At 72.8% G+C, this 24,837-nt stretch carries 19 protein-coding genes and 1 pseudogene; 7 read left to right on the top strand and 13 right to left on the bottom strand.

Translation table 11 applies throughout. From position 1 onward, the window contains the following. The 9 genes and pseudogenes from K7G61_RS23465 to K7G61_RS23425 all read right to left on the bottom strand — a co-directional run. A pseudogene (locus K7G61_RS23465) lies at window positions 1-291 on the bottom strand (hypothetical protein); the annotation flags it as partial. Window positions 292-1,230: 939 nt separating this feature from the next. Continuing rightward, complete coding sequence (locus tag K7G61_RS23460; RefSeq protein WP_225848924.1) at window positions 1,231-2,199, bottom strand: ATP-dependent sacrificial sulfur transferase LarE; 969 nt, start codon at window positions 2,197-2,199, stop codon at window positions 1,231-1,233. Beyond that, window positions 2,196-3,359: a nickel pincer cofactor biosynthesis protein LarC gene (gene larC, locus K7G61_RS23455; protein ID WP_225848923.1), complete on the bottom strand. Its 1,164-nt coding sequence runs from the start codon at window positions 3,357-3,359 to the stop codon at window positions 2,196-2,198. Before larC ends, K7G61_RS23460 begins: the two co-directional genes overlap by 4 nt. Beyond that, entirely contained in the window at window positions 3,356-4,033 is a 678-nt protein-coding gene (gene larB, locus K7G61_RS23450) for a nickel pincer cofactor biosynthesis protein LarB (RefSeq protein WP_225848922.1), read from the bottom strand. The genes larC and larB overlap by 4 nt, the downstream gene beginning before the upstream one ends. 17 nt (window positions 4,034-4,050) lie before the next feature. Next, window positions 4,051-5,334 carry a nickel-dependent lactate racemase gene (gene larA, locus K7G61_RS23445; protein WP_225848921.1) on the bottom strand — a complete coding sequence of 428 codons (1,284 nt, stop codon included), beginning with the start codon at window positions 5,332-5,334 and terminating at the stop codon, window positions 4,051-4,053. Beyond that, entirely contained in the window at window positions 5,331-6,185 is an 855-nt protein-coding gene (locus K7G61_RS23440) for an amidohydrolase (protein WP_225848932.1), read from the bottom strand. The genes larA and K7G61_RS23440 overlap by 4 nt, the downstream gene beginning before the upstream one ends. Continuing rightward, window positions 6,185-7,165, bottom strand: a complete 981-nt coding sequence (locus K7G61_RS23435; protein WP_225848920.1) for an aldo/keto reductase — start codon at window positions 7,163-7,165, stop codon at window positions 6,185-6,187. Before K7G61_RS23435 ends, K7G61_RS23440 begins: the two co-directional genes overlap by 1 nt. Beyond that, the gene (locus tag K7G61_RS23430) at window positions 7,165-8,016 is read right to left on the bottom strand and encodes a fumarylacetoacetate hydrolase family protein (protein WP_225848919.1); all 852 of its coding nucleotides are present in this window, start codon (window positions 8,014-8,016) and stop codon (window positions 7,165-7,167) included. Before K7G61_RS23430 ends, K7G61_RS23435 begins: the two co-directional genes overlap by 1 nt. 105 nt (window positions 8,017-8,121) lie before the next feature. Further along, window positions 8,122-8,802, bottom strand: coding sequence for a FadR/GntR family transcriptional regulator (locus K7G61_RS23425; protein ID WP_225848918.1), 681 nt, complete (start codon window positions 8,800-8,802; stop codon window positions 8,122-8,124). A gap of 308 nt (window positions 8,803-9,110) precedes the next feature. On the opposite strand from K7G61_RS23425, the gene K7G61_RS23420 reads away from it, so the two are divergent. The 5 genes from K7G61_RS23420 to K7G61_RS23400 are packed head-to-tail and all read left to right on the top strand — an operon-like array spanning window position 9,111 to window position 14,841. Continuing rightward, the gene (locus K7G61_RS23420; protein WP_225848917.1) at window positions 9,111-10,415 is read left to right on the top strand and encodes an L-fuconate dehydratase; all 1,305 of its coding nucleotides are present in this window, start codon (window positions 9,111-9,113) and stop codon (window positions 10,413-10,415) included. Then, complete coding sequence (locus K7G61_RS23415; protein ID WP_225848916.1) at window positions 10,412-11,167, top strand: SDR family NAD(P)-dependent oxidoreductase; 756 nt, start codon at window positions 10,412-10,414, stop codon at window positions 11,165-11,167. Before K7G61_RS23420 ends, K7G61_RS23415 begins: the two co-directional genes overlap by 4 nt. Window positions 11,168-11,226: 59 nt before the next feature. After that, window positions 11,227-12,282 (top strand): sugar ABC transporter substrate-binding protein, encoded by a 1,056-nt coding sequence (locus K7G61_RS23410; RefSeq protein ID WP_225848915.1) that lies wholly within the window; start codon window positions 11,227-11,229, stop codon window positions 12,280-12,282. 20 nt (window positions 12,283-12,302) lie between these two features. After that, a complete protein-coding gene (locus K7G61_RS23405; protein WP_225848914.1) occupies window positions 12,303-13,811 on the top strand; it encodes a sugar ABC transporter ATP-binding protein in 1,509 nt (502 codons plus the stop codon). Next, window positions 13,804-14,841, top strand: a complete 1,038-nt coding sequence (locus tag K7G61_RS23400) for an ABC transporter permease (RefSeq protein WP_225848913.1) — start codon at window positions 13,804-13,806, stop codon at window positions 14,839-14,841. The genes K7G61_RS23405 and K7G61_RS23400 overlap by 8 nt, the downstream gene beginning before the upstream one ends. Window positions 14,842-15,040: 199 nt before the next feature. Here K7G61_RS23400 and K7G61_RS23395 read toward each other — a convergent pair whose 3' ends face one another. Further along, entirely contained in the window at window positions 15,041-15,829 is a 789-nt protein-coding gene (locus K7G61_RS23395) for a hypothetical protein (RefSeq protein WP_225848912.1), read from the bottom strand. Between the two features lie 206 nt (window positions 15,830-16,035). Next, window positions 16,036-16,476, bottom strand: a complete 441-nt coding sequence (locus tag K7G61_RS23390) for a hypothetical protein (protein ID WP_225848911.1) — start codon at window positions 16,474-16,476, stop codon at window positions 16,036-16,038. A 338-nt stretch (window positions 16,477-16,814) separates the two neighbouring features. On the opposite strand from K7G61_RS23390, the gene K7G61_RS23385 reads away from it, so the two are divergent. Continuing rightward, a complete protein-coding gene (locus K7G61_RS23385; RefSeq protein ID WP_225848910.1) occupies window positions 16,815-19,346 on the top strand; it encodes a tetratricopeptide repeat protein in 2,532 nt (843 codons plus the stop codon). Between the two features lie 100 nt (window positions 19,347-19,446). Here K7G61_RS23385 and K7G61_RS23380 read toward each other — a convergent pair whose 3' ends face one another. Beyond that, window positions 19,447-20,637: a cellulose binding domain-containing protein gene (locus K7G61_RS23380; RefSeq protein ID WP_225848909.1), complete on the bottom strand. Its 1,191-nt coding sequence runs from the start codon at window positions 20,635-20,637 to the stop codon at window positions 19,447-19,449. Between the two features lie 514 nt (window positions 20,638-21,151). Here K7G61_RS23380 and K7G61_RS23375 point away from each other — a divergent pair. Next, window positions 21,152-22,231, top strand: coding sequence for a tellurite resistance/C4-dicarboxylate transporter family protein (locus K7G61_RS23375; protein WP_225848908.1), 1,080 nt, complete (start codon window positions 21,152-21,154; stop codon window positions 22,229-22,231). 70 nt (window positions 22,232-22,301) lie between these two features. On the opposite strand, the gene K7G61_RS23370 is transcribed toward K7G61_RS23375, so the two are convergent. Then, window positions 22,302-24,665: a cellulose binding domain-containing protein gene (locus tag K7G61_RS23370; protein ID WP_225848907.1), complete on the bottom strand. Its 2,364-nt coding sequence runs from the start codon at window positions 24,663-24,665 to the stop codon at window positions 22,302-22,304. Between the last annotated feature and the right edge of the window lie 172 nt (window positions 24,666-24,837).

Raw genomic sequence — 24,837 nt, 5'->3', positions numbered from 1 at the left:
GTTGCCCGGCGCCACACTCACCTGCGCCGTCGCGAACGGACCCTTCGACGCCGCCACACTGGCCAACGTCGGATCAGGACCCCGCTGATACGGATTGTCCCCCGCCGCCGTCAACCGGTTCGGGTTGTCCGCCGCCGACGCCGGCTGGAACGCCAGCATCGCGGCGAGCAGGCCCGCGACGGCCACGACCGCGGCCAGCAGGACCCTGAGCGACCGGTGAGGTGATCCGGGCCTCTCCCGGCCGGTCCCGGCGGCGCCGGGCGCCGTCCATGGGGTTTGCGCTTGTGGCATGTGCACACATCTCCTTGTCATCAGCGGGGACGGTCGGGGCCTCGCCCCGGGCCGGCCGATGTCCGGGCGGCGTCCGGGACGTGGCGTGCGTGCCTACGTGCGTGCGTGCGTGCGTACGTGCGTGCCTACGTGCATGCGTGCCGCGATGTGCCGGAGACCGTCGGGGAGGAGGACCTCGGCGCCGTCGCACGCTCCACTCGCAGGGAGGCGGGATGCGTGCGACGTCGGCGGCGTGCGCCGAGGTCCCGCGCGTCCCGGCCGCGCGGGGTGCCGTGCCCCGACGCGGCCGGGAGCGACCGTGGGGCCGGGCGGCGGTGTCCGCCCGGCCCGGCGCTCAGGTCACCCGGACGTCCCCCGGCGGTCGCTTCCGCCGCCCGTGTCCCGGGCCCGGGCCCGCGCGCGGTGGGCGGTCCGCCCGCGGCGGGTCCGCCGTGCGCGGCCCGCAGCCGCGTCGGTCAGGGGGTACGAGCCGTTGAGCAGGCGCATGAGGGATCGTTCTCCTTGCGTGAGTGGGGGGATGGCCTGCGGCCGGTCAGGGAAAACGGAGATCCGGCGTCATGGGAGCGTGCGCTTCGTCGCGGCTCGTCCGGCGGTGGGGGGCGAGCTGGTCCGGCCGGCTGGACCCAACTCGCCTGTCGGCCGCAAAGGTCGGCTGAAGTGGCTGTTCAGCGGCCTCTCCCTTCGTGGGGGCGGAGTCCGGCCCGGCGGAAGGCCGACGCGGCGGGCGGGTTGCCGGTACGGCGACTCGGCGGCGCAGAGAGCAGATGGGCCTCCCGTTTTGTGAGCGCTAACGTCATCGCGCGCCCCAGTCCGACGGCTCCCGTCCGGGAGCGACATGGGATGTCCTGGGGAACACACACGCTGCACCAGCGTCAAGGCGCTGTCAAGGCTCCTGACCCGGTACGGGGTGAAGTACCGTTCGCACCCGGCGGGTTCCGGCTACTTCGCGTGCCCGCCGACGCGGTCACCGGCGGCGGGAGCCCAGTCGGCCCGAGCCCCGTCAGCCGCAGCCCCGTCAACCGCAGCCCCGTCAGCCGCAGCTCCGTCAGCCGGGTCCCGGGGGCCCGGGTCCGCGGGGGCCGGGGCGAGTGAGTCGTTGAGCGCGCCGGAACGGAAGGCCGCCAGCTCGACCGCGCCGGCGTCGAACCCGGCGGCGGCGAGCGCGTCGAAGAGGCCGGGGACCTCACGCGCCGCCGCGAGGACGCCGCCGGGCACCTCAATCCGGGCCCTGCCCTCCCCCAGGTCCCGTACCCGCAGGTCCGCCACCTCCACGCCCGCCGCGGCGAGCCTGGCCCGAACCCCGGTCTCCGCCCGGTCGATCCGGGCCAGCCGCGGACCGGAGATCCGCAGTCCGTAGGCGACCCGGCTGGCCAGGCAGGGGGTGGCGGGCTTGTCCCAGGTGGGCAGGGACCAGTGGCGGCTGAGCCGGCGTACACGCTGCTTGGTCAGGCCGGCGCTCAGCAGCGGGGTGAGGACGCCGCGTTCGGCGCCGGCCCGGATGCCCGGGCGGAAAGGGTCGGCCGCGTCGTCGGCGTTGGTGCCGGTGGCCACATGGGGGAAGCCGGACTCGGCGCCGATCCGGGCCAGGGCGTCGAGCACCTCGGACTTGCAGAAGTAGCACCGGTCGGGGCCGTTGGCCCGGTAGCCGTCCCGGTCCAGTTCCCGGGTCCTGGGCGTCAGGTGGACGACGTCCAGATCGGCGGCGAGTTCCGCGGCCCGTTCCAGTTCGCCGGACGCCAGGCTCTCGGAGACGGCGGTGACGGCAAGGACGTTCGCGGGGCCCAGCGCGCGGACGGCCGCGGCGAGCACGAGCGCCGAGTCCGCACCTCCCGAATAGGCCACGGCGAGCCGGCCTTTGCCGTCGAACTGCGCCAGCAGCGCGGCCTCGTCCTGTTCCACCTCGCTCATGACTCGTCCTCCTCGCGGGACGCGGGGGCCGCGGCGGCCGCGGCCAGTTCCGCCACCTCGCGCAGCGGCAGGCCCAGGCGGGCCGCGGCCGCCGCGACGTCGTCGTACTCCGGCTTGGCCCGGTGCGGGCCGTGCTTGACGCGTACCGCCGCTCCCCGGACATCGACCACTTCGGTGTGCCGGGGCAGCACGGTGCGTGTGATGTCGCTGCGGCGGATGCCCAGCGTTCCCGTCTCGGCCCACACCAGCTCCTGCAGGGCGTCGGCCTGTCCGGGGTGGACCAGGCAGTGCAGGATGTGCGCCGGACGGCCCTTCTTCATCACCGCGGGCGTCACCCAGGCGTCCAGCGCGCCGGCGTCCAGCGCCCGTTGCAGGACGTGGGCGAGCGTTTCCCCGGTGACGTCGTCGAGGTTGGTCTCCAGCAGGGTGACGCTCTCGCGGCCGGCGGGCGCGCGCTCGGCCACGGTGACCGCGCAGACGTTGGGGCGGTCGGCGAGCGTCCGGGTGCCCGCGCCGTATCCGGTGCGGCCGAGCACGGCGGGCGGCAGCGGCTCGTAGCGGGCGGCCGCGGCGGACAGTACGGCCGCGGCCGTGGGGGTGACGGTCTCGCCGGGGATGTCGGTGCCGGTCACGGCCGCTCCCCTGAGCAGTTCGAGCGTGGCGGGGGCGGGGACGGGGATGAGGCCGTGCGCCGAGCGGGTGCGCCCGGTGCCGAGCGGCAGCGGTCCGCAGACCACCTGGGTCACGCCGAGGTGGTGCAGCGCCGCCGCGATGCCGACGATGTCGACGAGCGCGTCGTGGCCGCCGAGTTCGTGGAGGTGGACCTCGCGCGGGTCGCTGCCGTGCAGTGCGCCCTCCGCGGTGGCGATCGCCGTGAGGGCGGCGACGGCGAACGCCGCTACCGGCCGCGGCCGGGCCCGGGAGGCCATGTCGAGGAGCGTGCCCGCCGGGCGCTGCGTGGCGGTGTCGGTCACCTCGACCCGTACCCGGGTCGCGGCCAGGCCGTGGGTGGTGAGGCGTTCGGCCGTCAGGTCCCACCCGGTCAGTCCGGTGGAGGCGATGGCCTCCTTGACCCGGTCCACGGGGGCTCCGGCGTCGATGAGGGCGGCCAGCAGCATGTCGCCCGCCAGGCCCGCGAAGGGGTTGATCCAGCAGATCACGGTCGGTCCCGCCGGCTTCGGTCGAGCCGGTGGGCGGCCATCGCGGCTCCGAAGCCGGAGTCGATGTTCACCACGGTGACCCCGGCGGCGCAGGAGGCGTGCATCGCCAGCAGGGCGGTGACGCCTTCGAGGGACGCCCCGTATCCCGTCGAGGTGGGGACGGCGATCACCGGGCAGGCCACGAGTCCGCCGACCACGCTGGCCAGGGCTCCTTCCATGCCCGCCACGACGATCAGCGCGTCCTGCCGCCGCAGTTCGTCCTTGATCGCGAGGACGCGGTCCAAGGCGGCGACGCCGACGTCGTGCCACGCGGTGGTGGCCAGGCCGATGGTCGTGGCGACCGCGCGGGCCTCGGCGGCGACCGGCCGGTCGGAGGTGCCGGCGGCCACGACGCCCAGTGCGAAGGTGCGCTGGGGCGCGGGGCGCCAGGCCAGCAGCCGCGCCTCGGCGTCGTAGTGCCCGCCGGGCACCTCGCGCCCGACTGCCTCGGCCACGTCGGCGCCGACACGGGTGACCAGGACCGGTCCCTGGTTGTGGTGGAGCAGGGCGGTGACGATGCCGGCGATCTGGCCGGCCGTCTTGCCCGGGCCGTAGACGACTTCGGGCACGCCCTGCCGGGCCTCGCGGTCGACGTCGACACGGGCGAAGCCGAGGTCGAGGTAGGAGGTGTCCACGGCGGCTCCTTCCGGGGTCAGGACTGCCCGGCCAGGTAGGGGATGGTCTGCGGGCCTTCGGGCAGGACGCACAGCCGCGCCCCGGGTCCGGCGGCGGCCAGGGCGCGGGCGACGGTGTCCGACACGTCCCGGGTCTGCCGCAGGTGCGCCGTGGCCAGTTCGTCGTCGCTGAGGTGGGAGGTGGCCATCACCACCTGGCTGCCGGACTGGATACGGGCCTGGATCTGCACCTGCCACTGGTCGGGTACGGTGTCGCCGGCCGCGCGGGCCCCGATGGTCCGCAGCAGTTCCTGCGGTGAGGAGGCGGAGGCCAGGACCTGGCGGTACGAGCCGTGGTCGGGGAAGCCGTCGCGGCATTCGGCGGCGCACACGATGGTCCCGCCCGGCTTCACGACCTGGTAGGCCGCCGACATCCCCTTGACCGACTGGTAGAGGTTCTGGTCCAGCGGGAAGCCGGAGTTGGTCGTGACGACGACGTCGAAGGGTGCCGGGACCGGCCGCATGGCCATGCGTTTGGCGGCGGCGGTGGCGGCGGCGTGCATGGGGAGCAGGTCCCCGCCGAACGCGGCGACGATGTCCTTGTCGCGGTTGAGGATCACGTCGAGGGCGAAGGTGACGCCGGTGGCCTGCGCGATGGCCCGCACGTCGTCGTGGACGGGGTTGCCGTGAGTGATGCCCCAGGTGGCGCGGGGGCTGCCGATGCGGGAGGCGTCGTGGAGGACGAGTACGGTCTCCAGCGCGGCCAGGCCGGGGGCGACGAGTTTGGGGCCGCCGGAGAAGCCGGCGAAGAAGTGCGGTTCGACGAATCCGGTGGTGATCCGCACGTCCGCCTCGGCCCACTCCTTGTTGAGCCACACCGGCACCTGTTCGCCGAAGGTGCCCATCCACGCCAGTTGGTCCCTGTCGCGGGCGTCGTGGTTGACCACCCGCACCCGGTCGACGATCTCGTCGCCGAGCATCCGCCGCAGTTCGGCGTCGGTGTTGCCGCGGTGGGTGCCGGTGGCGACGAGGATCACCACGTCGTCGAGGCGGGTGATCCCGTCGAGTTCCGCCAGGACCGCGGGGATCATCAGGTGCCGCGGCTGCGGACGGGTGCCGTCGCACACCGAGATCGCCACCGTCTGGCCGGGACGGACCCGATCGCGCAGCGGGGGGCCGGCGACCGGCTGCCGCAGCGCGGCGGTCAGCGCCGCGGCCGGGTCGGGCAGCGCCTCGTGGTGGACCGGTTCGACGACCGTGGTCACGGCGGGGTCGACGTCGATGTCGAGCCCGCTCTCACCGTAGGCCAGGCGGACCCTCACCGCTCCACTCCTTCCAGCCGGTAGGCGCGCACCGCGGTGCCGCCGAAGACGTCCTCGCGTTCCGCGGCGGACAGCCCGTCCGTCAGTTCCCGCGCGGCGCCCAGCACACGGTCGTAGTCGCCGGCCAGCAGGCACACCGGCCAGTCGGAGCCGAACATCACCCGCGAGGCGCCGAACGCCTCCAGCACGCCTTGCGCGTACGGCCGCAGGTCCGCCACCGTCCAGCGGGCCGGGTCGGCCTCGGTGACCATGCCGGAGAGCTTGCAGAGGACGTTGGGCTCGGCGGCCAGTTCCGCGATGAGGCCCGCCCACGGTTCGCGCTCGCCGGAGGCGATCGGGGGCTTCGCGATGTGGTCGAGGACGAAGGTCAGCTCCGGCACGGCCCGTACGGCGGCGATGGCCGCGGGCAGTTGGTGCGGGACCACCAGGAGGTCGTACGCGAGGCCCTGGGCGGCGACGGCCTTGAGGCCGGCGAGCACCTCGGGCCGGGTGAGCCACGCCGGGTCCTCCTCGGCCTGCACCAGGTGGCGGATCGCGGCCAGGAGGTGTCCCCCGCGGCCGGCGCGCAGGTCGGCCAGGTCCTCCGCCACCCGCGGCGAGGTCAGGTCGGCCCAGCCGACCACGGCGGCGATCGTTTCGCACTCGTCGGCCGTCACGAGGAACTCGCGCGTCTCGTCGATGTCGGCGAGCACCTGTACGAGAACGGTGCGGTCGATGCCGGCGCCGGCGGCCACGGCTTCCAGGTCGGCCGGGGTGAAGTCGCGGCGGATCGGGGCCATGGCGGGCCCGTCCAGCCAGCCTTGCGCACGCCGGGACAGGTCCCACAGGTGGTGGTGGGCGTCGATCCTGATCACGGTCGGTACTCCCCCATCCTCTCCAGTTCGGCCCACAGGGCCTCGGGGACGGCCCGGGATGCGTGGGCGACGTTGTCGGCGACCTCCTGGGCGCTGCGGGCGCCGACCACCACACTGGCGACGGCGGGGTGCCGCAGCGGGAACTGCAGCGCGGCGGCCGCCAGCGGGACGCCGTGGTCGGCGCACACCCGGGCCAGTGCCAGGGCGCGGTCGAGGATCTCCTGCGAGGCGGGTGCGTAGTCGAAGGTCGCGCCGGGGCGCGGGTCCGCCAGCACGCCGCTGTTGAAGACGCCGCCGACGAGCACGCCCACCTGCCGTTCGGCGCACGCGGGCAGGAGTTCCTCCGCGGCGGTCCGGTCCAGCAGGGAGTAGCGCCCGGCGACGAGGACGCAGTCGGGGTCCTCGTCCTGGACGAAGCGGAGAAGCATGCGGTTCTGGTTCATGCCGGCGCCGATGGCCTTGACCGCTCCTTCCTCGCGCAGCCGCCGCAGGGCGGGGAAGGCGGCGGAGGAGGCCTGCTCGTAATGGTCGTCGGGGTCGTGGATCAGGACGATGTCGAACGCGTCGAGCCCGGAGCGTGCCAGGCTCTCGGACAGGGAGCGGTAGACCCCCTCGGCGCTGTAGTCGCGCACGCGGGTCAGGCCGGTGCCGCCGACGAACACCTCGTCGTCGTCGCCGTCCCCGGGGACCAGCAGCCGCCCCACCTTGGTCGACACGGTCGCCTCGGTGCGCGGCCGGCCGGCGAGGAAGTGGCCCAGGCGCTCCTCGGCGAGCCCGGCTCCGTAGTGCGGCGCGGTGTCGAAGTAGCGGATCCCGGCGTCCCAGGCGCTGGTCAGGGTCTCCTCGGCCTGGCGGGCGCCGACGGCCGAGAACAGCCCGGCCAGCGGAGCGGTGCCCAGCCCGAAGCGGGTGACGGACACTGCGCTGCGTCCCAGCGGGACCCGCTCGCCCACCGGGACGGCGCCGGAGGCGGTCATCACGCCTGCCCGAAGGTGTGGGCCTGCGTTCCCAGCCGCTCGACCTCGGTCCGCACCACGTCGCCCGCCCTGAGGTAGGGGAAGTCGTTGGCGCCGAAGGCCACGCCGGCCGGTGTGCCGGTGTTGATGAGGTCGCCGGGGTGAAGGACCATGAACTGGCTCAGGTACCACACGACGTGGCGCACCCCGAAGATCATGTTCTTGGTGTGGCCGTCCTGGCGGAGCTCGTCGTTGACGTACAGCCGCATGGCCAGGTCCTGGGGGTCGCCCACCTCGTCCGGGGTGACCAGCCACGGTCCCAGCGGGTTGAACGTCTCGCACGACTTGCCCTTGTCCCACTGGCCGCCGCGCTCGTGCTGGAACGCCCGCTCGGTGACGTCGTCGCTGATCGCGTATCCGGCGATGACCCGGTCGGCCTCCTCGGGGCTCGCCAGGTAGCGGGCGGTGCTGCCCACGACGACCGCGAGTTCGATCTCGTAGTCGGTCTTGAGGCCGGCGCGGGGGATCAGGACCTCGTCGTCGGGGCCGACGACGGTGTCGGGTGCCTTCATGAAGACGACCGGTTCCGCGGGGGGAGCGGTGGCCGTCTCGGCGGCGTGGTCGGCGTAGTTCAGTCCGATGCACACCACCTTGCCGGGCCGGGCGATCGGTGCGCCCACCCGCATGCCGTCGAGGTCGATACGGGGCAGTTCCCCGCCGGCCAGCGCGGTGCGTACGCGGTCGGGTCCGCCGGAGGCCAGGAAGGCGCCGTCGATGTCGCCGGTCAGCGCGGACAGGTCATGGGCCACGCCCTCGGTGTCGAGTACGGCGGGCACTTCGCCGCCGACCGGACCGACACGGAGAAATCTCACTTCGCTACTCCTCAAGGACTGTGGGCGCTTTGTCTGCGGGCGGCCCCGGCCGCTTCGGGTGTTCCGGGCCGCTCGGCCGTCGGCGGGTGCCGCCGTCCGGCCGGGTCACTGGTCGAAGTGCTCGCGCAGCCACTGCTCCGTCGTACTGATGTGGATCAGCGCCGCGGCCTCGGCCAGGGCGCGGTCGCCCGCGACCAGGGCGTCGTAGATGGCCTGGTGTTCGGCGATGGTGCGGTCGCCGGCCTTGTCGTCCACCAGTCCGCGCCAGACCCGGGCGCGCACCGTCCGGCTGGAGATGCCGTCGAGCAGTGTGGCCAGGGTGCTGTTGCCCGCGGAGGCGATCACGGCGCGGTGGAAGGCGGCGTCGTGCTTGTTGAGCACCTCGGAGTCGTCGCGGGCCCGCGCCATGGCGTCCAGGTGGTGTTTGACCTCGGCCAGGCCGTCCTCGCGGATCCGGCCGGCGGCGAGACCCGTGGCTATCGGTTCCAGGAGCCTGCGGACCTCGGTCAGTTCCAGCAGTTTGTCGCCGCGCAGCAGTTCCACGGCCGAGCCGAGGCCCTCCAGGAGCAGTTCCGGCTCCAGGCTCGTGACGTAGGTGCCGTCCCCGCGGCGGATCTCCAGGACACGTGCGACGACGAGTGCCTTGACCGCCTCGCGCATCAGGTTGCGGGAGAGCCCGAGTTCGGAGGCCAACTGCTGTTCCGGCGGCAGTTTCGCGCCGGGAAGGAGTTCCCCGGACTGAATGAGCTCCCTGATGCGTGCGATGGCTTTGTCGGTCAGCGACATCGATCGATCCACACTCCCCTTGCTGGTGCCCGACGAGACTAACAGGTCATCCCATGTCTGAGAAGAGGTGGGATGAATACTCCTTGCGTCGATCGCTGTCCCATGCGGCAATCTTCACCGGTCACCAGGAGTTTCTTACGATTCCCGCCGTCCATCCCTGGACAGCGTTCGACTCGCCCGTTATAAATCCATCCCATGTCATGGATGCAGGCTCATACGGCCGGTCTCCCTCCGCCGCATGCGCGGGAGTGCGTGACGACGAAGGGCCGCACAGCTTACGGCCAAGTACCGCGGAAGGACCAGGACGCATGGCCGAGTTGATCACTGCAGTGGAGGCGGCGGATGTCCGTTTCCCCACGTCGCTGGACCTGGACGGTTCCGACGCGATGAACCCCGAGCCGGACTACTCGGGCACCTACGTCACCCTCAGGACCAGCTCGGGGGCGTCGGGCTACGGCCTGGCGTTCACGGTGGGCCGCGGCAACGACGTGGAGGTCGCCGCGGTCCGGGCGCTGTCCGAGCTCGTGGTGGGCCTGCCGGTCGAGGACGTGCTGAACGATCTCGGAGCGTTCTCCCGCCGCCTGACCGGGGACAGCCAACTGCGCTGGCTGGGGCCCGAGAAGGGCGTCATCCACATGGCCGCCGCCGCCATCGTCAACGCGGTCTGGGACCTGTACGGCCGCCGGGAGGGCAAGCCGGTCTGGCGCCTGCTGGCGGAGATGGACCCGGAGCGGCTGGTCGACCTGGTGGACTTCCGCTACCTGCGGGACGCCCTCACCCGTGAGGAGGCGCTGGACATCCTGCGCCGCGCCGAACCGGGCCGCGCCGAGCGGACCGAGCGGCTGCTGGCCGAGGGGTTCCCGGCGTACACCACCACACCGGGCTGGCTGGGATACACCGACGAGAAGCTGGTGCGCCTGTCGAAGGAGGCGGTCGCCGACGGCTTCACCCAGATCAAGCTGAAGGTGGGCGCGAACGTCGAGGAGGACATCCGCCGGATGCGGCTGGCCCGCGAGGCGGTCGGACCCGACATCCGCATAGCGGTGGACGCCAACCAGGCCTGGGGCGTGACGCAGGCGATCGAGTGGATGCGGCAGCTCGCCCCGTACGACCCGTACTGGATCGAGGAACCCACCTCTCCCGACGACATCCTCGGGCACGCCGCCGTCCGCAAGGCGGTGGCGCCGGTCAAGGTGGCCACGGGCGAGCACACGCACAACCAGGTGATGTTCAAGCAACTGCTGCAGGCGCAGGCCCTGGACATCCTGCAGCTGGACGCCAGCCGCACCGCGGGCGTGACGGAGAACGTGGCGATCCTGCTGCTGGCCGCCAAGTTCGGCGTCCCGGTGTGCCCGCACGCAGGCGGGCTGGGCCTGTGCGAGATGGTGCAGCACCTGGCCATGTTCGACTACGTGGCGGTCTCGGGCACCACCGAAGGACGCGTCATCGAATACGTGGACCACCTCCACGAGCACTTCACCGACCCGGTCCGCATCAGCCGGGGCCACTACCTGGCGCCTACCGCCGCGGGGCTGAGCGCCGAGCTGCACGAGCACTCCGTCGCCGCACATCTCTACCCCGGCGGCACCGTCTGGAAGCAGGAGATCGCATGAGCACGCCCGAACTTGCCGGACTCAAGGCCGTCGTCACCGGTGGCGCCTCCGGCATCGGCCTGGCGACCGCAGGGCTCCTGGCCGAACGCGGCGCGTCCGTGGCCTGCTTGGACCTGGCTCCCGAGCAGGTCCCGGCGCCGCTGCTGGGCATCAAGGCGGACGTGGCCGACGCGCAGGTGGCCAGGGCCGTCGAGGAGGCCGCGCAGGCCCTGGGCGGCATCGACATCCTGGTCAACAACGCGGGCATCGGCGCCCAGGGCGCCATCGAGGACAACGACGACGACGAGTGGCGCCGCGTCTTCGAGATCAACGTCTTCGGCATCGTCCGCGTCACCCGGGCCGCCCTGCCGTACCTGCGCCGCTCCACGGCCGCCTCGGTGGTCAACACCTGCTCCATCGCCGCCACCGCCGGCCTGCCGCAGCGGGCGCTGTACTCCGCGACCAAGGGCGCCGTACTGGCCCTGACCCGGGCCTCAGCGGCCGACCTGGTGGCCGAGGGCATCCGCGTCAACTGCGTCAACCCCGGCACGGTCGACACGCCCTGGATCGGCCGCCTGCTGGAGCGGGCGCCCGACCCGGAGGCCGAACGCGCCGCCCTCAACGCCCGCCAGCCGATCGGCCGCCTGGTCTCCGCCCAGGAAGTGGCGGCCGCCATCGCGTACCTGGCCGGCCCGCTGTCCGGCTCCACCACCGGCACGGCCCTGCCCGTGGACGGCGGCATGAGCGGCCTGCGCGTCCGTCCCCGCACCTGAACCGCTCCGCGACCCACCGCACCCGCCCGTACCAGCATGTTCCCAAGGAGATCAGAGCAATGAAGCTCGTCACCAGCAGAACCGCCGCCCTGGCCACCGTCCTCGCCGTCGCGGCCGTTCCCGCGCTCGCCGCCTGCAACAACAACAAGTCCGGCGCAACGGTCGTCGGCGTGGACTACCCGCGCTCGGACACCGACTTCTGGAACTCCTACATCAAGTACACCCCGCAGTTCGCCAAGCAGCTGGGGCTGTCGCTGAAGACGACCAACTCGCAGAACGACATCGCCAAGCTCACGGCCAACGTGCAGACCTTCATCAGCCAGGGCGTCAAGGGCGTGGCGATGGCCCCGCAGGACACCGCCGCCGTCGCCCCCGCCCTGGACCAGCTCGCGGCCAAGAAGATACCGGTCGTCACCGTCGACACCCGGCCGGACAGCGGCAGCGTGTACATGGTGGTCCGGGCCGACAACCGGGCCTACGGCGAGAAGGCCTGCCAGTTCCTGGGCACCAAGCTCGCCGGCAAGGGCGCGGTCGTCATGCTGGAGGGCGACCTGTCCTCCATCAACGGCAGGGACCGCACCGAGGCCTTCAACTCCTGCATCAAGCAGAACTTCCCCGGCATCAAGGTGTACGGGGAGGCCACCAACTGGGACGGCGCGACCGCCGCGCAGAAGCTGCAGACCGACCTGACCGCCCACTCCGACATCAAGGGCGTGTACATGGAGTCGAGCTTCGCGCTGTCCGGCACCCTTCAGGTCCTCAAGCAGAAGGGTCTGCTCGTCGACCCCAAGGACCCCAAGCACGTCTTCGTGGTGTCCAACGACGGCATCCCCGAGGAACTCAGCGACATCGCCGCGGGCAAGATCGACGCCACCGTCTCGCAGCCGGCCGACCAGTACGCGAAGTACGCGCTGTACTACCTGAAGGCGGCCCTGGACGGGAAGACCTTCAAGCCGGGCAAGACCGACCACGACAGCACCATCATCCAGGTGCGGCCCGGCGTGCTGGAGGACCAGCTGTCCGCCCCGCTGGTGACGGCCGACGGCGGCACCTACGGCGGGCTGACCAGCCTCAAGAACTCCGACACCTCCCTGTGGGGCAACCACCTCCACTGACCGGGAAGGCTTCAGCAGTCATGGGTACGGTTCCGCCCGTCGCCGAGGCGTCGGGAATCGTCAAGCAATTCGACTCGACCGTGGCGCTCAACGACGCCCGCATCACCATCGACCAGGGACAGACCCACGCGCTCGTGGGCCGCAACGGCGCGGGCAAGTCCACGCTGGTGTCCATCATGACCGGCCTGCAGGCACCCGACCGGGGAACGGTCTCCTTCGACGGCCGTCCGGCCCCCCGGCCGGCCGACCGTGACGCGTGGCGGCGCAAGGTCGCCTGCGTCTACCAGAAGTCCACGATCATCCCCGAACTCACTGTCGCGGAAAACCTGTTCCTGCACCGCCTGGAACGGGGACCGCTCGGACTGGTCCGGTGGAGCGGCGTCCGGCGCCAGGCCCGGGAGCTGCTGGAGAAGTGGGCGGTGGAGGTGGACGTCCGCGTCCCCGCCCGCGAACTGACCATCGAGCAGCGGCAGTTCGTCGAGATCGCCCGGGCGCTGTCGTTCGGCGCCCGGTTCATCATCCTCGACGAGCCCACCGCGCAGCTCGACGCGGCGGCCATCAGCCGCCTGTTCAGCCGGATGCACGACCTGCAGCAGCAGGGCGTGACGTTCCTGTTCATCAGCCACCACCTGCAGGAGGTCTACGACATCTGCGACACGGTCACGGTCTTCCGTGACGCCCGCCACATCGTGACCGCCCCCGTCAAGGACCTCCCGCGTGCCGACCTGGTGGCCGCCATGACCGGCGACGCGGTGGGCGCCGACCACGACCGCGCCCGGCGGCAGCCGCCGTCCGGCGCGAGCAACGCCCTCGCCGTCGGGTCGATCACCAGCGCCGACGTCTACCAGGACGTCTCGTTCACCGTCAAAGCGGGCGAGATCGTCGGGCTGGCCGGCGCGGCGAGCAGCGGCCGCACCGAGGTCGCCGAGACCGTCGTGGGGCTGCGCGCCGCCGACAGCGGCACCGTGGACGTCGCGGGCGTACGCCCCCGGCCCGGCAGCGTGCCCGCCGCCCTCGCCGCGGGCGTCGGCTTCGTCCCGCAGGACCGGCACCACCAGGGGTACGTACCCCACATGTCCATCGCCGACAACAGCACCCTGACCGTCCCGCGGCGCCTGGGATCGTACGGATTCATCAACGGGCGGGTCCGGGACAAGCTGGCGCGGTCGGCGATCGACGACCTGGCCATCAAGACGCCCGGACCCGACCTGCCGGTCGCCGGCCTGTCCGGCGGGAACCAGCAGAAGGTCGTCATGGCCCGGGCACTGGCCAACGACCCGCAGCTCCTGGTCCTGATCAACCCGACCGCGGGCGTCGACGTCCGGTCCAAGGAGTTCCTGCTGCACAAGGTCGAGGACACGGCCGCGACCGGCACCGCTGTCCTGCTGGCCTCCGACGAATTGGACGACCTGCGCGTCTGCGACCGGGTCCTGGTGATGGTCCAGGGCCGCGTGGTCGCCGAGATGCCCGGTGGATGGAACGACCACGAACTCGTGGCCGCCATGGAAGGAGTGGACCTCAATGCCTGAGACCGTGGCCACGGGCACCTCGAAGGACGCCGCCGAGCCCGCGACGCCGGCGGTGTCGGCCGAGCGGCGGATCGCCTTCGCGCGACTGCGGGACCTCGCCCTGATCCCGCCCATCATCGTGATCGCCATCGTCGGTCAGTTCGTCAACTCCGTCTTCCTGCAGACGGACAACATCATCAACATCCTCCAGACCATGTCGGAGATCGCCGTCCTGGTCCTGGCCGAGACGATGGTGCTGATCGTCAAGAAGATGGACCTGTCGCTGGAGTCCACCATGGGGCTCGCGCCGGGCATCGCCGCCTGGCTCACCGTGCCCTCGGGGGCCGGTCACGGCCTCGGGCTGCTGCCCGGCGGCTGGGCGGTCCCGGTGACCATCGCGGTCGGACTGGCCATCGGCGCCGTGAACGCCCTGTTCATCATCAACTTCGGGCTCAACGGCTTCATCGTCACCCTGGGCATGCTGATCGTGCTGCGCGGCATCCTGACCGGCATCTCCGGCGGCCAGACCTTCTTCCACCTGCCGAACTCCATGCTCTACCTGGGCTCCACCGAATGGCTCGGCATGCCGGCGTCGGTCTGGGTGTGCCTGGTGCTGTTCGCCATCGGCATCGTGGTCCTGGGCTTCACCAGCTTCGGCCGGTCCCTGTACGCGATCGGCGGCAACGTCGACGCGGCCAAGGCCGCCGGCATCCGCACCGACCGCATCCTGTGGATCGTCATGGTCACCGCGAGCGGCCTGGCCGCCCTCGGCGGCCTGATGCTCTCCGGCCGGCTCGCCTCGGTCGCCTCCGCCCAGGGCAACGGCTACATCTTCACCGTCTTCGCCGCGGCCGTCATCGGCGGCATCAGCCTCAACGGCGGCAAGGGCAGCATGTTCGGAGCCTTCACCGGCATCCTCCTGCTCTACCTGATCCAGAACGTCCTCACCCTCGGCGGCGTCCCGGCGCAGTGGATCGGCGCCCTCAACGGCGGCATCATCCTCATCGCCCTGGCGCTGTCCCGCGTCACCGGCGGCAAGATCCAGGAATAGGGAGATCCGGGAACACGGGAGATCAGGGAACAGGGGTCCAGGAACAGGGGGTCCAGGAACAGGGGGTCCAGGAACAGGGGGGACGAGCCTGCCCCGGGGGTGCGCGCCCCCGGGGCAGGCGTTTCGGGCCGGTCCCGCTCCCGTACGCCGGCCGACGTGCGGGGCGGGGCCGGCCCGCTTCAGCAGTGTGCCTGCTGCTTCAGCAGTGCGCGTTCTGCGCGTTGCGCACGACGACCAGCCGGTCCGCCGTCGTACCGAGCGACGTCACGTTCGGCGGCAGGAGACCGCTGTCGGACTCGCCGGCCAGGGCGTCGAGGAAGTCGGCGGTGGCCTGGGGCACCAGTACGGCCACGATCGCGATGTGGCTGCCCCGGTCGCCGGCGTCTCCCGAGCCGATGTCCAGGTCCGGGGCGGTCCACCCCGCCCCCGCCGGCGAGGGCGCGGCCTGGCCGTCGTAACTGAACGTGGAGGTGGGCGTGTAGTGGCCGCCGGAATCGGTCGCGCGGTCGAACAGCACCAGCGCGTGACCCGCCGGGATGCCGCCCGTGCCGGAGAAGCTGACGCAGTGCGGGATCGGCCCCGCCACCGGCAGGAACTTCAGGTGCGGGGCGTGACCGCCCGGTGCGGGCCGGTGTGGCGCCTCGGTGGCGCGTGCCTCCACGTGCCGGCCCTGGTAGTAGGTCACGGTGAGGGCGAACGCGGTGAAGGCCACGGTGAGCGCGCAGGCCAGAGCGTATTTCAGGGGTCGCCACGCCGGGCGCAGGGACACCGCCGCCCACGGCAGCAGCGCCGCGGCCAGCAGGCCGAAGACGAACAGCTTCCCCAGCTTCAGGCCCATGAGGGTGAGCAGCAGCCCCGCGATCGCGGACACCGTACTGACCGCGGGACCCCACTCGATCCCGCTGCCTCCCGTTCCGGTGTCCGCGGCCCCGCCGTCCGCGGCCTCCCCGCCTCCGGATTCCACGTCTTCGGCTTGTGCTGCTGGCATGGCAGGGAAGCTAGCGACGACCGCGGGCGGACGTGACCGGCTTCCTCTGCCATCACCCGTTCGGGGTAACGCGCGAATGGTGGTCCGCGGTCGCTCGGGGCCCGCGCCGGCCGGGCGGTGAGCCGGACCGTCCCGCCGCACGCGAAGGTGCGGCGGGAGGCGGGGCGCGTGTCCCGCGCCGGTGTGCCGCCGGGCCCGGGCTACGGTCAGCTGTACGTCAAGGCGCTCAGGGAGCAGTAGCGGACGAACGGGCCGGGGTAGACGTACTCGTCGTTGCAGTAACCGTTCGCGCTGATCGTCGAGGTGCCGGGCGTGATGCTGTAGCGGTAGCCCTCCCAGTACGGCGTCGTCGGGTCGTTGTCGCAGAAGCTGGTGTTGATCGCGAGGGACGAGGCCGAGGCGGGGATGTAGACGGTGAAGTACTTGACGCCGCCGGAGGCGTAGCTGGATCCGTCGGGGTAGTACCAGCCGGAGCCGTTGTCGACGCTCAGGCCGTACGGCAGGCCCGTGGAACAGCTCAGGGCCACGTTGAACGTGCGCATGGTGTCCGCCGAGGCGGACTGCGGCACGGCGACCGCGAGCAGTACGACGGCGGCGACCGCCGACCCCAGCGCGGCGATTCGTCTGCGCAGACCACTTCTGCTCATGGGTGCACCACTGTCCTTTCAGGCGATGGGCGACTCGGGCGGGCATGGCTGGGGGGTGCGTGACGCGGGTACGGCCGGTGGTACGTTCACGGCCGCCGGCTCGGGGACGCCGTCCGGCGCCGGGCCGCCGCCCCCGAGCCGCCGGGCCCGTTCGGGCACGGCCATGGTGACCGTCGGTCCCGCTTGCCGTGGCGAATTCCGTGCGCCGCCGAACACTTCCGAAAATCGGCGTGCCTCGCCGGTCGGCCGCCGCACGGCCGACTGTTATGCTGCCGCCGCGCCACCGTCGGTTCGCGTACGTACTCAACGTCTGAACGATGCGGCGAGGGGAACTCGGCGTGCAGCAATCCGTCCCGGGCCCGCCGCCCGACGCGCCGGCCGAGGCCGCGGCGCAGGTGCGGACGCTGGAGGAACTCGCGGCACTGCTGCGGGATCTGCGGCGCCGGCACGCGCGCGGCCGCCGGGACAGCACGCTGACCTACCGCGAACTGGCGGCGAGGACCGGCTGGTCCCAGACGGCGATCGCCGAGTACTTCACCGCGCGGACCCTGCCCCCCACCGACCGCCTCGACGCGCTGCTCAAGGTGCTGGGTGCCACGCCCGCCGAGCAGCGCGCGCTGGCCACCGCGCGCGACCGGATCGAGGAGGCCAACCGCCGTGCCAGGCGCCGCCGGACGGCGCGCACCGCGCCCGCGGCCCTCCCCCACGGCCCGGCGCCCGGGCCGCTGCCGCCGTGGACGGCACCACGCCAACTTCCCGCCGCGCCGACCGCGTTCGTCGGCCGCTCACGCGAGCTGGCCCTCATGGACGAGGCCCTGGACGCGACATGGGACCGGACGTCGGAGGCGATGTCGGACGGGACGTCGGACGGGACTTCGGACGGGGCCCCGGACGGGCGGTGGCGCGGCGGCGGCGTACTGGCCGTCGGCGGGATGGGCGGGATCGGCAAGACCTGGCTCGCGCTGCACTGGGCGCACCGGCGGCTGGACCGCTTCCCGGACGGCCAGCTCCACGTCGACTTACGCGGCTTCGGTCCCACGGGCGGGCCCGTGGAGCCCGCGGCCGCGCTGCGCGGGTTCCTGGAGGCCCTCGGCGTGCCCCCTGCCGCGGTGCCGGTCGGGCCGGAGGCCCGGGCGGCCCTGTACCGCAGCCTCACGGCGGGAAAGCGGATGCTGCTCCTGCTGGACAACGCGCGCGACACCGCGCAGGTCGTGCCGCTGCTGCCGGGCGGGGCGCGGTGCACGGTGCTCGTCACCAGCCGGCGGCAGCTGACGGGGCTGATCGCCGCGCACGGCGCGCGCTCCGTGACACTCGGCGTTCTGCGCGAGGACGAGGCCCGCCGGCTGCTCGCCCGGCACCTCGGGCGGGGCCGCCTCGGCCTGGAACCCGGCGCGGCCGCCACGCTGGTGACCTGTTGCGCCGGACTGCCCCTGGCGCTCGGCATCGTGGCCGCCTGCGCCGCCACCCACCCCGGCCTGTCGCTGACGGAGCTCGGCGACGAGCTGAGCGACACCGCGCGCCGGCTCGACGCCTTGGACGCCGGAGAGCCGCAGGCCGACCTGCGCGCCGTACTGTCCTGGTCCGGTCGTGCCCTGTCCCCCGCCGCCGCCCGCGCGCTGGCGCTGCTGGGCCTCGCCCCCGGTCCGGACATCTCGGCGGCCGCCGCCGCGAGCCTGCTCGCCCTGCCCGCCGCCTCGGCCCGCGCGCTGCTGCGCGAACTGGACCACGCCCACCTGGTCCAGCGGCAGCCCCGCGAGCGGTACCTCATGCACGACCTGCTCCGGCTGCACGCCGCGGAACAGGCCCGGGACCACCTCACCCGCGCGGAGCGGCGGGCGGCGCTGCGCCGTGTGGTGGAGTTCTACACGGACACCGCCTGTACGGGTGCCCGGTCGCTCGCACCGCACCGCCCCGAGCCCCGTCCGGAATCCGAGCCCCGCCCCGAGTGGCTCGCGTCCGGTGGGTCGGGGCCGGGCGCCGTGGAGCACCCGCCGGGCGACCCGGCCTCGGCGACGGCGTGGTTCGACGCCGAGCACCCGAACCTGCTGGCCGCCCAGCAGATGGCCCGCGACCACGGCTGGGACGCCCTGGTCCACCGCCTCGCCTGGGCGCTGGACCCGTACCACCGCCGCCGCGGTCACCTGGAGGACCAGGCGGCGTCCTGGCGGCTCGCCGTGGCCGGCGCGGAGCGGCTGCCCGACGCGGGCACCCGCGCCCAGGCCCACCAGATGCTCGGTGACGCCTGCGCCCAGCTCGGCAGGACCGCCGACGCCCTGCGGCACCTGGACCGGGCCCTGGGCCTGGCCGAACTCACCGGTGACGTCGCCGGGCAGGGCGAGATCCACCACAGTCTGGGCGGCGCCTGGGAGCGGCACGGCGACGACCGGCGTGCGCTGGAGCACGCGCTCCGGGCGCTGCGGATCTTCCAGGACATGGGCGACACCTACCGGCAGGCCCGGGCCCTCAACGGCGTGGGCTGGCTGCGGACCCGGCTCGGCGATCACACCGGGGCCCGCGCCGACTGCCGGGCCGCCCTCGCGCTGATGCGGCGGCATCCGTCCGACCCGCGCCGGTTCGGCGAGTCCAACATCCTCGACAGTCTGGGCTGGATCGCCCACCGCCTCCACGAACACGACCGGGCCCTGACCCACTACCGCCGGGCCCTGGCCATCTGCCGCGTCCAGGGCCACAGCCACCTCGAAGCCGATGTCCTGGACCACATCGCCGAGGCCCACCTCGCGCAAGCCCGCCCCGGCCGGGCCCGCGAGGCATGGCGGCGGGCGCGCGAGCTCTACACCGCCCAGCACCGCCTCGCCGACGCCGAGCGTGTCGGGCGGCGGCTCGCCGGGCTGGGCCCGCCGCCGGCCTGACGCGGCGAGGACATCCGCGGCGCCCCTGGGCCGGGCGCGCCGGACCGCGAAAAGCCGGCCGGGCTGGTGGCCCGGCCGGCTGCCTCGCTTCGGTGCGGTGTCAGGAGACGGCGCAGGCCGTCCCGTTGAGGTTGAAGCCGCTCGGTGCGGTGAAGCTGCCGGAGGACGTGCCCTGGAAGCCGAAGGACTGGGAGCCGCCGGCCGGGATCTGGGCGTTGTAGGAGAGGCCGGTGGCCGTGACGGCGCCCGACGAGGGGCTGATGGTGGCGTTCCAGGCGCTCGTGATGCTCTCGCCGGAAGGAAGCGTGAAGCCCAGCCGCCAGTTGTTCACCGCGCTGGAGCCGGTGTTGGCCACGGTGACGTTGGCGGTGAACCCGCCGCTCCAGGTCTGCGGGGTGAAGGTCACCCGGCAGCCGGAGCCGCCGGTGCCGCCGGTCGTCCCGCCCGTGGAGCCGCCGGTCGTGCCACCGGTCGTACCACCCGTGGTACCGCCCGACGTGCCGCCGCCGAGGTTCGCCGACGCCGAGAAGGACGTCACCGCCAGGCCGACGCCGTTGGACCACGGCTCGAAGCCGGCCTGGATGCTGGTGAGGTACCAGGAGTTCTGCGCCAGGCCGCGGTTGATGGCCTCACCGGCGAACGCCTTGACGTCGAAGCTGAAGCTGCTCGTCGTGGACTGCGCGACGAAGGAGATCACGTTGTTGGTGCCGTTGTTGCCGGTCCACACGTCCCAGCCGCGCCCGGCGATGTTGGCGGTGCCCACCTTGGAGCCCACCGGCTGCACGGAGCCGGTGTGGTTGAGCCACACCATGATCTCGGTCTGGTTGACGCCGTCCTTCTTGGGCGTCGGGTCCAGCCAGATGTCGTACGAGGCGTCGTAGATCGAGTTGCTGTTGTAGTTGAACGAGACGCTGGTGGGCGCGCTGCTCATCGAGCTGAGCTGGGCGGGCAGGTTGGTGCCCGGGGAGCAGTTCGTGTAGTGGCAGCCGTAGAACACCGAGGGGTACGACTTGGGGGCCCCGCCGGAGACGGAGCCGTCGGCCTGGGTGATCTGGAAGCCGGTGCTGGTGACGTTGATGCACTGGGTCTGGGTCGTGCCCCAGCGGTTGTTCTGGACGACGTAGCGGCCCTCGATGGTGGTCGAGCCGTACTGGTCGCAGATCTGGGTGTCCGCGTGTGCGGCCGGGGCCGTGGTGAGCGTGACCAGGCCGCCCACGGCGAGGGTGAGGACCGCCACCGCCGACAGCGCGGCTTTGCGGGTGGATCGGAAGGCTTGCTGAAGCGTCTTCATGCTGCCCCTTCGACGCGTGCAGGTGGGGGGATGGGCAGGCGCGGTGGGAGAGGATTCCCCTTCGGTTGTGGGAGCGCTCCCAAACCGCTCCGGGCACGGGACCATAAGTGCCCCGGGGCCAATGGGCAAGCCCCGGGACAGAAGTGGCCGGAAGCCGGGCGTTCGGATCGCCCCGGGCGGCGTGCCCTCACCGCCGCGGAGGCACCGCGGAAACCGGTCGCCGCCGGGGCCGCCTGACGGCCGGCGCCGGGGAGGTGACGGGCCGTCTCCGGTGCACCGTCGCCTCCCCTGCGGCCGGGTGGGCCGCCCGGCCCGGGCCTCGGGCTGCCGCGCGCCCCGGGACGCGACGGCCGGGCGCCACGCCGGGCCGGGGCACTCCTCACGGTGCCCGCACGCCCGGCGCGCGATCATCGACGGGGCGTCAGGGCGGCGGCCCGGGACGGCCGGGGCCGGCCAACGCCGAGGGCGGACGGCGCGGGCCGGGCGGCCGGCGGACCGAGACGGAGGTGGTGTCGTGGCCGGGGCGGACGACGGACGGCCCGGTACGTGGCGGCGTGCGGTGGCCGGTGCGGCGGAGGACCTCAGCCCGGGGGCGTTCGCCTTCGTCATGGCCACGGGCATCGTGTCCACGGGACTGGCCGCGCGCGGCGCGACAGCCACCTCGGCGGTGCTGCTGTGGATCGCGGTGGCGGGATACGCGGTGCTGTGGGCGGGGTACCTGTGGCGCCTGGCGCGCCGATGGCCGCGGGTGCGCGCCGATCTGTCGGGCCCGCGCGGTTTCGCGTTCCTCACCGTCGTCGCCGCCTCCGACGTGCTCGCCGCACGCCTGGCCATGGACGGGCACTACGGCGCCGCCGCCGCGCTGACCGCGGTGGGCGGGGCCTGGTGGCTGGTGCTCGGGTACGGTCTGCCGCTGCTGCTGATCTGCTCCGGGCTTGCCATGCCGCTGCGGCAGGTGAACGGCACCTGGTTCATCTGGGTGGTGGGCACGCAGTCGGTCGCGGTCGCCACCGCCGTCCTCGCCCCGCACACCGGCGGCCGGGCGCTGGGCGAGCTGGCCTCCGCGTGCTGGGCCGTCGGGGTGCTGCAGTACGTCCTGGTGGCCGCGCTGGCACTGGCCCGGCTCCTGCTGGAACCCGTCGAACCGGGCGAGCTGGCGCCGCCGTACTGGGTCTTCATGGGCGCCGCCGCGATCAGCGTGCTGGCCGGTGCGGAGATCCTGCGGCTGCCGCCCGCCGACTCGCTGCCGCCCGCGGCGTTCGTGCTGGGCGTGTCCGCCCTGGCGTGGTCGTTCTGCACCTGGCTGATCCCCCTCCTGCTCGCCCTGGGCGTGTGGCGGCACGTGCTGCGCCGTGTGGCGGCGCGCTACGGGACGAGCCTGTGGAGCATGGTCTTCCCGATCGGCATGTACGCGGTGGCGACCCGGGAGCTGGGCGCCGTCGCGGGGCGCGGCTGGATGACCGACGTGGGCGCCGAGGAGGCGTGGGCGGCGCTCGCGGTGTGGGCGGTCGTCCTGGCCGGAATGCTCGCCGCACCGGTGACCGCCCTGTGGCACTCTCGCCGGCCGCGTCCCCGCGCCGCCCCTCCCGCATGACCCCGGCCCCGCCGGGCGGGCCCGGCGGGTCGGGGTGCACGAGGTGCTCGGGGAGTCGGGGGTCGCCGGCTCAGGGGGTGTAGACGGTGGGGCGGGGCGGGGTGGCCATGCCGGCGCCGATGAAGAAGCTGGGGTGCGGGGGCTGGTTGTAAGCGGTGTTCTGCCAGGCGATGGCCTCGCGGTACTGGACGTCGTGCATCAGCGTGGTGATCCGCAGGTCGGTGGGATCGGGGGTGGAGTAGATGCGCAACGCGTGGTTGTCGGTCGTGGGCCACACGACCTCCTCGCGCCAGTCGCCGAACAGGTCCGCGCTCAGCGACGGGGTGGCCTTGGTGCTGTTGTTGGAGTGCACGTCGGAGCCGGTCAGCAGGCGGGTGTCACCGCTGGTGCCGTACTTGTCGATGTGGGTACCGTCCAGGAGTTCGCGCACCGGGTCGCCGTCCCACCAGGTGACGAAGTTGGTGGAGGAGGGCTTGCGGCCGATGTTCTGGCCCTGGTCGCTGTACAGGCCGGACACGCCCGCGGACCAGGACTCCGCTCCGGGGCTGCCGGCGTAGATGTCGTCGGAGACGCCGCGGCCGTTGTCGCAGGAGCAGGCGGGCTGGTGCCACAGGATCTGGCCGGTGCGGGCGTCGGCGAACCAGGCGGAGTACTTGGTGGTGGTCTCGTCGACCTTGAACTCCTCCAGGCCGGGGCGGGCGGGGTCGAGGTCGCCGACGTGCATGGCGTCGCCGTGGCCCTGGCCGTTGTTCCACAGGCCGTGCCCGTTGTCGTCGACGGCCATGGCGCCGTAGACGATCTCGTCCTTGCCGTCGCCGTCCACGTCGGCGATGGAGAGCTGGTGGTCGCCCTGGCCGACGTAGGAGCCGTTGCCGGAGTCGTTGCTGTCGAAGCGCCAGCGCTCGGTGAGCCTGCCGTCGCGCCAGTCCCACGCGGCGATCACGGTACGGGTGTAGTAGCCGCGGGCCATGATGATCGAGGGGCGCTGTCCGTCGAGGTAGGCGGTGCCGGCCAGGAAGCGGTCGACGCGGTTGCCGTACGAGTCGCCCCAGGACGAGACGGTCCCGCGCGGCGGGTCGTAGTTCACCGTCTGCATCGCCGCGCCGGTCCGCCCGTTGAAGACGGTCAGGTACTCCGGCCCCGACAACACGTAGCCGGAGGAGTTGCGGTAGTCCGCGCTCGCGCTGCCGATGACCTTCCCCGTGCCGTCCACGGTGCCGTCGGCGGTCTTCATGACGACCTCGGCCTTGCCGTCGCCGTCGTAGTCGTAGACCTGGAACTGCGTGTAGTGCGCGCCGGAGCGGATGTTGCGGCCCAGGTCGATGCGCCACAGCCGGGTGCCGTCGAGCTTGTAGGCGTCGATGTAGGTGTCACCGGTGTAGCCGGACTGGGAGTTGTCCTTGGAGTTGGTCGGGTCCCATTTGAGGACGAACTCGTAACTCCCGTCGCCGTCCAGGTCGCCGACGCTCGCGTCGTTGGCCGCGTAGGTGTACGAGACGCCGTCCGGCGTGGTGCCCCCGGCCGGCGGGGTGATCGGCACGTCGTGGTAGCCGTTCGCGAAGGAGACCGACGCCGGGGAGTCCGCCTGCTCGGTGCCGTTCACCACGGCCCGTACGGTGTACGAGGCGCCGGCGGGGGCGCCGCTGTCCGTGTAGTCGGTGGCGCCGGTCAGCGGCGAGGAGTTCAGCTTCACGCCGCCGCGGTAGACGTTGAACGCCACGTCGTCCGGGTCGGTGGCCAGCCACCTCCACGACACCAGGTTCCCGCTGCCGCTGCGCACCGAGATCACGCCCCGGTCCAGTTTCTCCACCTGCCGGCCCTGTCCTGGCGTGGGCGTCCCGGTGCCACCGGACGTCGTGCCGGAGGTGGACCCGCCGCTCGTCGACCCACTCGTCGACCCACTCGTCGACCCGGTCGTGGTGCCGGACGTGGAACCCGAAGTGGTGCCGGAGGTGGATCCGGACGTGGTGCCGGACGTCCCGCCGCTCGTCGTGGCGCTGCCCGTGCACAGCGTGCCGTTGAACGTGAACGACGACGGCACGACCGGCTGCCCGGAGCCGGGCACCGAGCCGTTGAAGCCGAAGGTCACCGAGGCGCCGGAGGCCACCGAGCCGTTGTAGCTCAGGCTCTTGGCCGTGACCTGGGTGCTGCCCGTCGTCACGTCCGCGTTCCACGCCTGCGTGACGGTCTCCCCGTCGCCGAAGGCCCACTGCAGCGTCCAGCTCGACACGGCGTCACCGAGGTTGGTGACCTGCACGTTGGCGCCGAAGCCGCCGGACCAGGTGCTGGTGATCGAGTAGTCGACCCTGCAGCCCGCCGCCGCGGCGCCGGCCTGCTCCTGGACGGCCCAGGTCGCGCCGACCGCGATGAGCCCGCCGATCGCCAGCCCCGCCACCGGGCGCAGGGACCGCCTTCTGCGGTGTTGCATCGTCATGTAGGTCCTCCAGAGGTGGGGGGAAGTGACCTCACAGTGGTGACACACAGTAATGGGAGCGCTCCCACCACTGGTGCACCATGAATTCAGATTTCCACCGGCACCGTCAACCGCTGTGCCGCGGTCGGCTCGGCGATTTTCGGCGGCGCCCGGCGTCTCCGGGGTCCCCGGC

The sequence above is a fragment of the Streptomyces sp. HPF1205 genome (assembly GCF_020400825.1).
Classification (GTDB): domain Bacteria; phylum Actinomycetota; class Actinomycetes; order Streptomycetales; family Streptomycetaceae; genus Actinacidiphila.
This window is presented reverse-complemented; position numbering and strand designations above follow the sequence as displayed.

Coding starts and splice junctions, on each gene's coding strand:
- K7G61_RS23460 (WP_225848924.1), bottom strand. CDS start 2,199: ATGAGCGAGGTGGAACAGGACGAGGCCGCGCTGCTGGCGCAGTTCGAC.
- K7G61_RS23435 (WP_225848920.1), bottom strand. CDS start 7,165: ATGACCGCCTCCGGCGCCGTCCCGGTGGGCGAGCGGGTCCCGCTGGGA.
- K7G61_RS23425 (WP_225848918.1), bottom strand. CDS start 8,802: ATGTCGCTGACCGACAAAGCCATCGCACGCATCAGGGAGCTCATTCAG.
- K7G61_RS23420 (WP_225848917.1), top strand. CDS start 9,111: ATGGCCGAGTTGATCACTGCAGTGGAGGCGGCGGATGTCCGTTTCCCC.
- K7G61_RS23415 (WP_225848916.1), top strand. CDS start 10,412: ATGAGCACGCCCGAACTTGCCGGACTCAAGGCCGTCGTCACCGGTGGC.
- K7G61_RS23410 (WP_225848915.1), top strand. CDS start 11,227: ATGAAGCTCGTCACCAGCAGAACCGCCGCCCTGGCCACCGTCCTCGCC.
- K7G61_RS23405 (WP_225848914.1), top strand. CDS start 12,303: ATGGGTACGGTTCCGCCCGTCGCCGAGGCGTCGGGAATCGTCAAGCAA.
- K7G61_RS23400 (WP_225848913.1), top strand. CDS start 13,804: ATGCCTGAGACCGTGGCCACGGGCACCTCGAAGGACGCCGCCGAGCCC.
- K7G61_RS23395 (WP_225848912.1), bottom strand. CDS start 15,829: ATGCCAGCAGCACAAGCCGAAGACGTGGAATCCGGAGGCGGGGAGGCC.
- K7G61_RS23390 (WP_225848911.1), bottom strand. CDS start 16,476: ATGAGCAGAAGTGGTCTGCGCAGACGAATCGCCGCGCTGGGGTCGGCG.
- K7G61_RS23380 (WP_225848909.1), bottom strand. CDS start 20,637: ATGAAGACGCTTCAGCAAGCCTTCCGATCCACCCGCAAAGCCGCGCTG.
- K7G61_RS23370 (WP_225848907.1), bottom strand. CDS start 24,665: ATGACGATGCAACACCGCAGAAGGCGGTCCCTGCGCCCGGTGGCGGGG.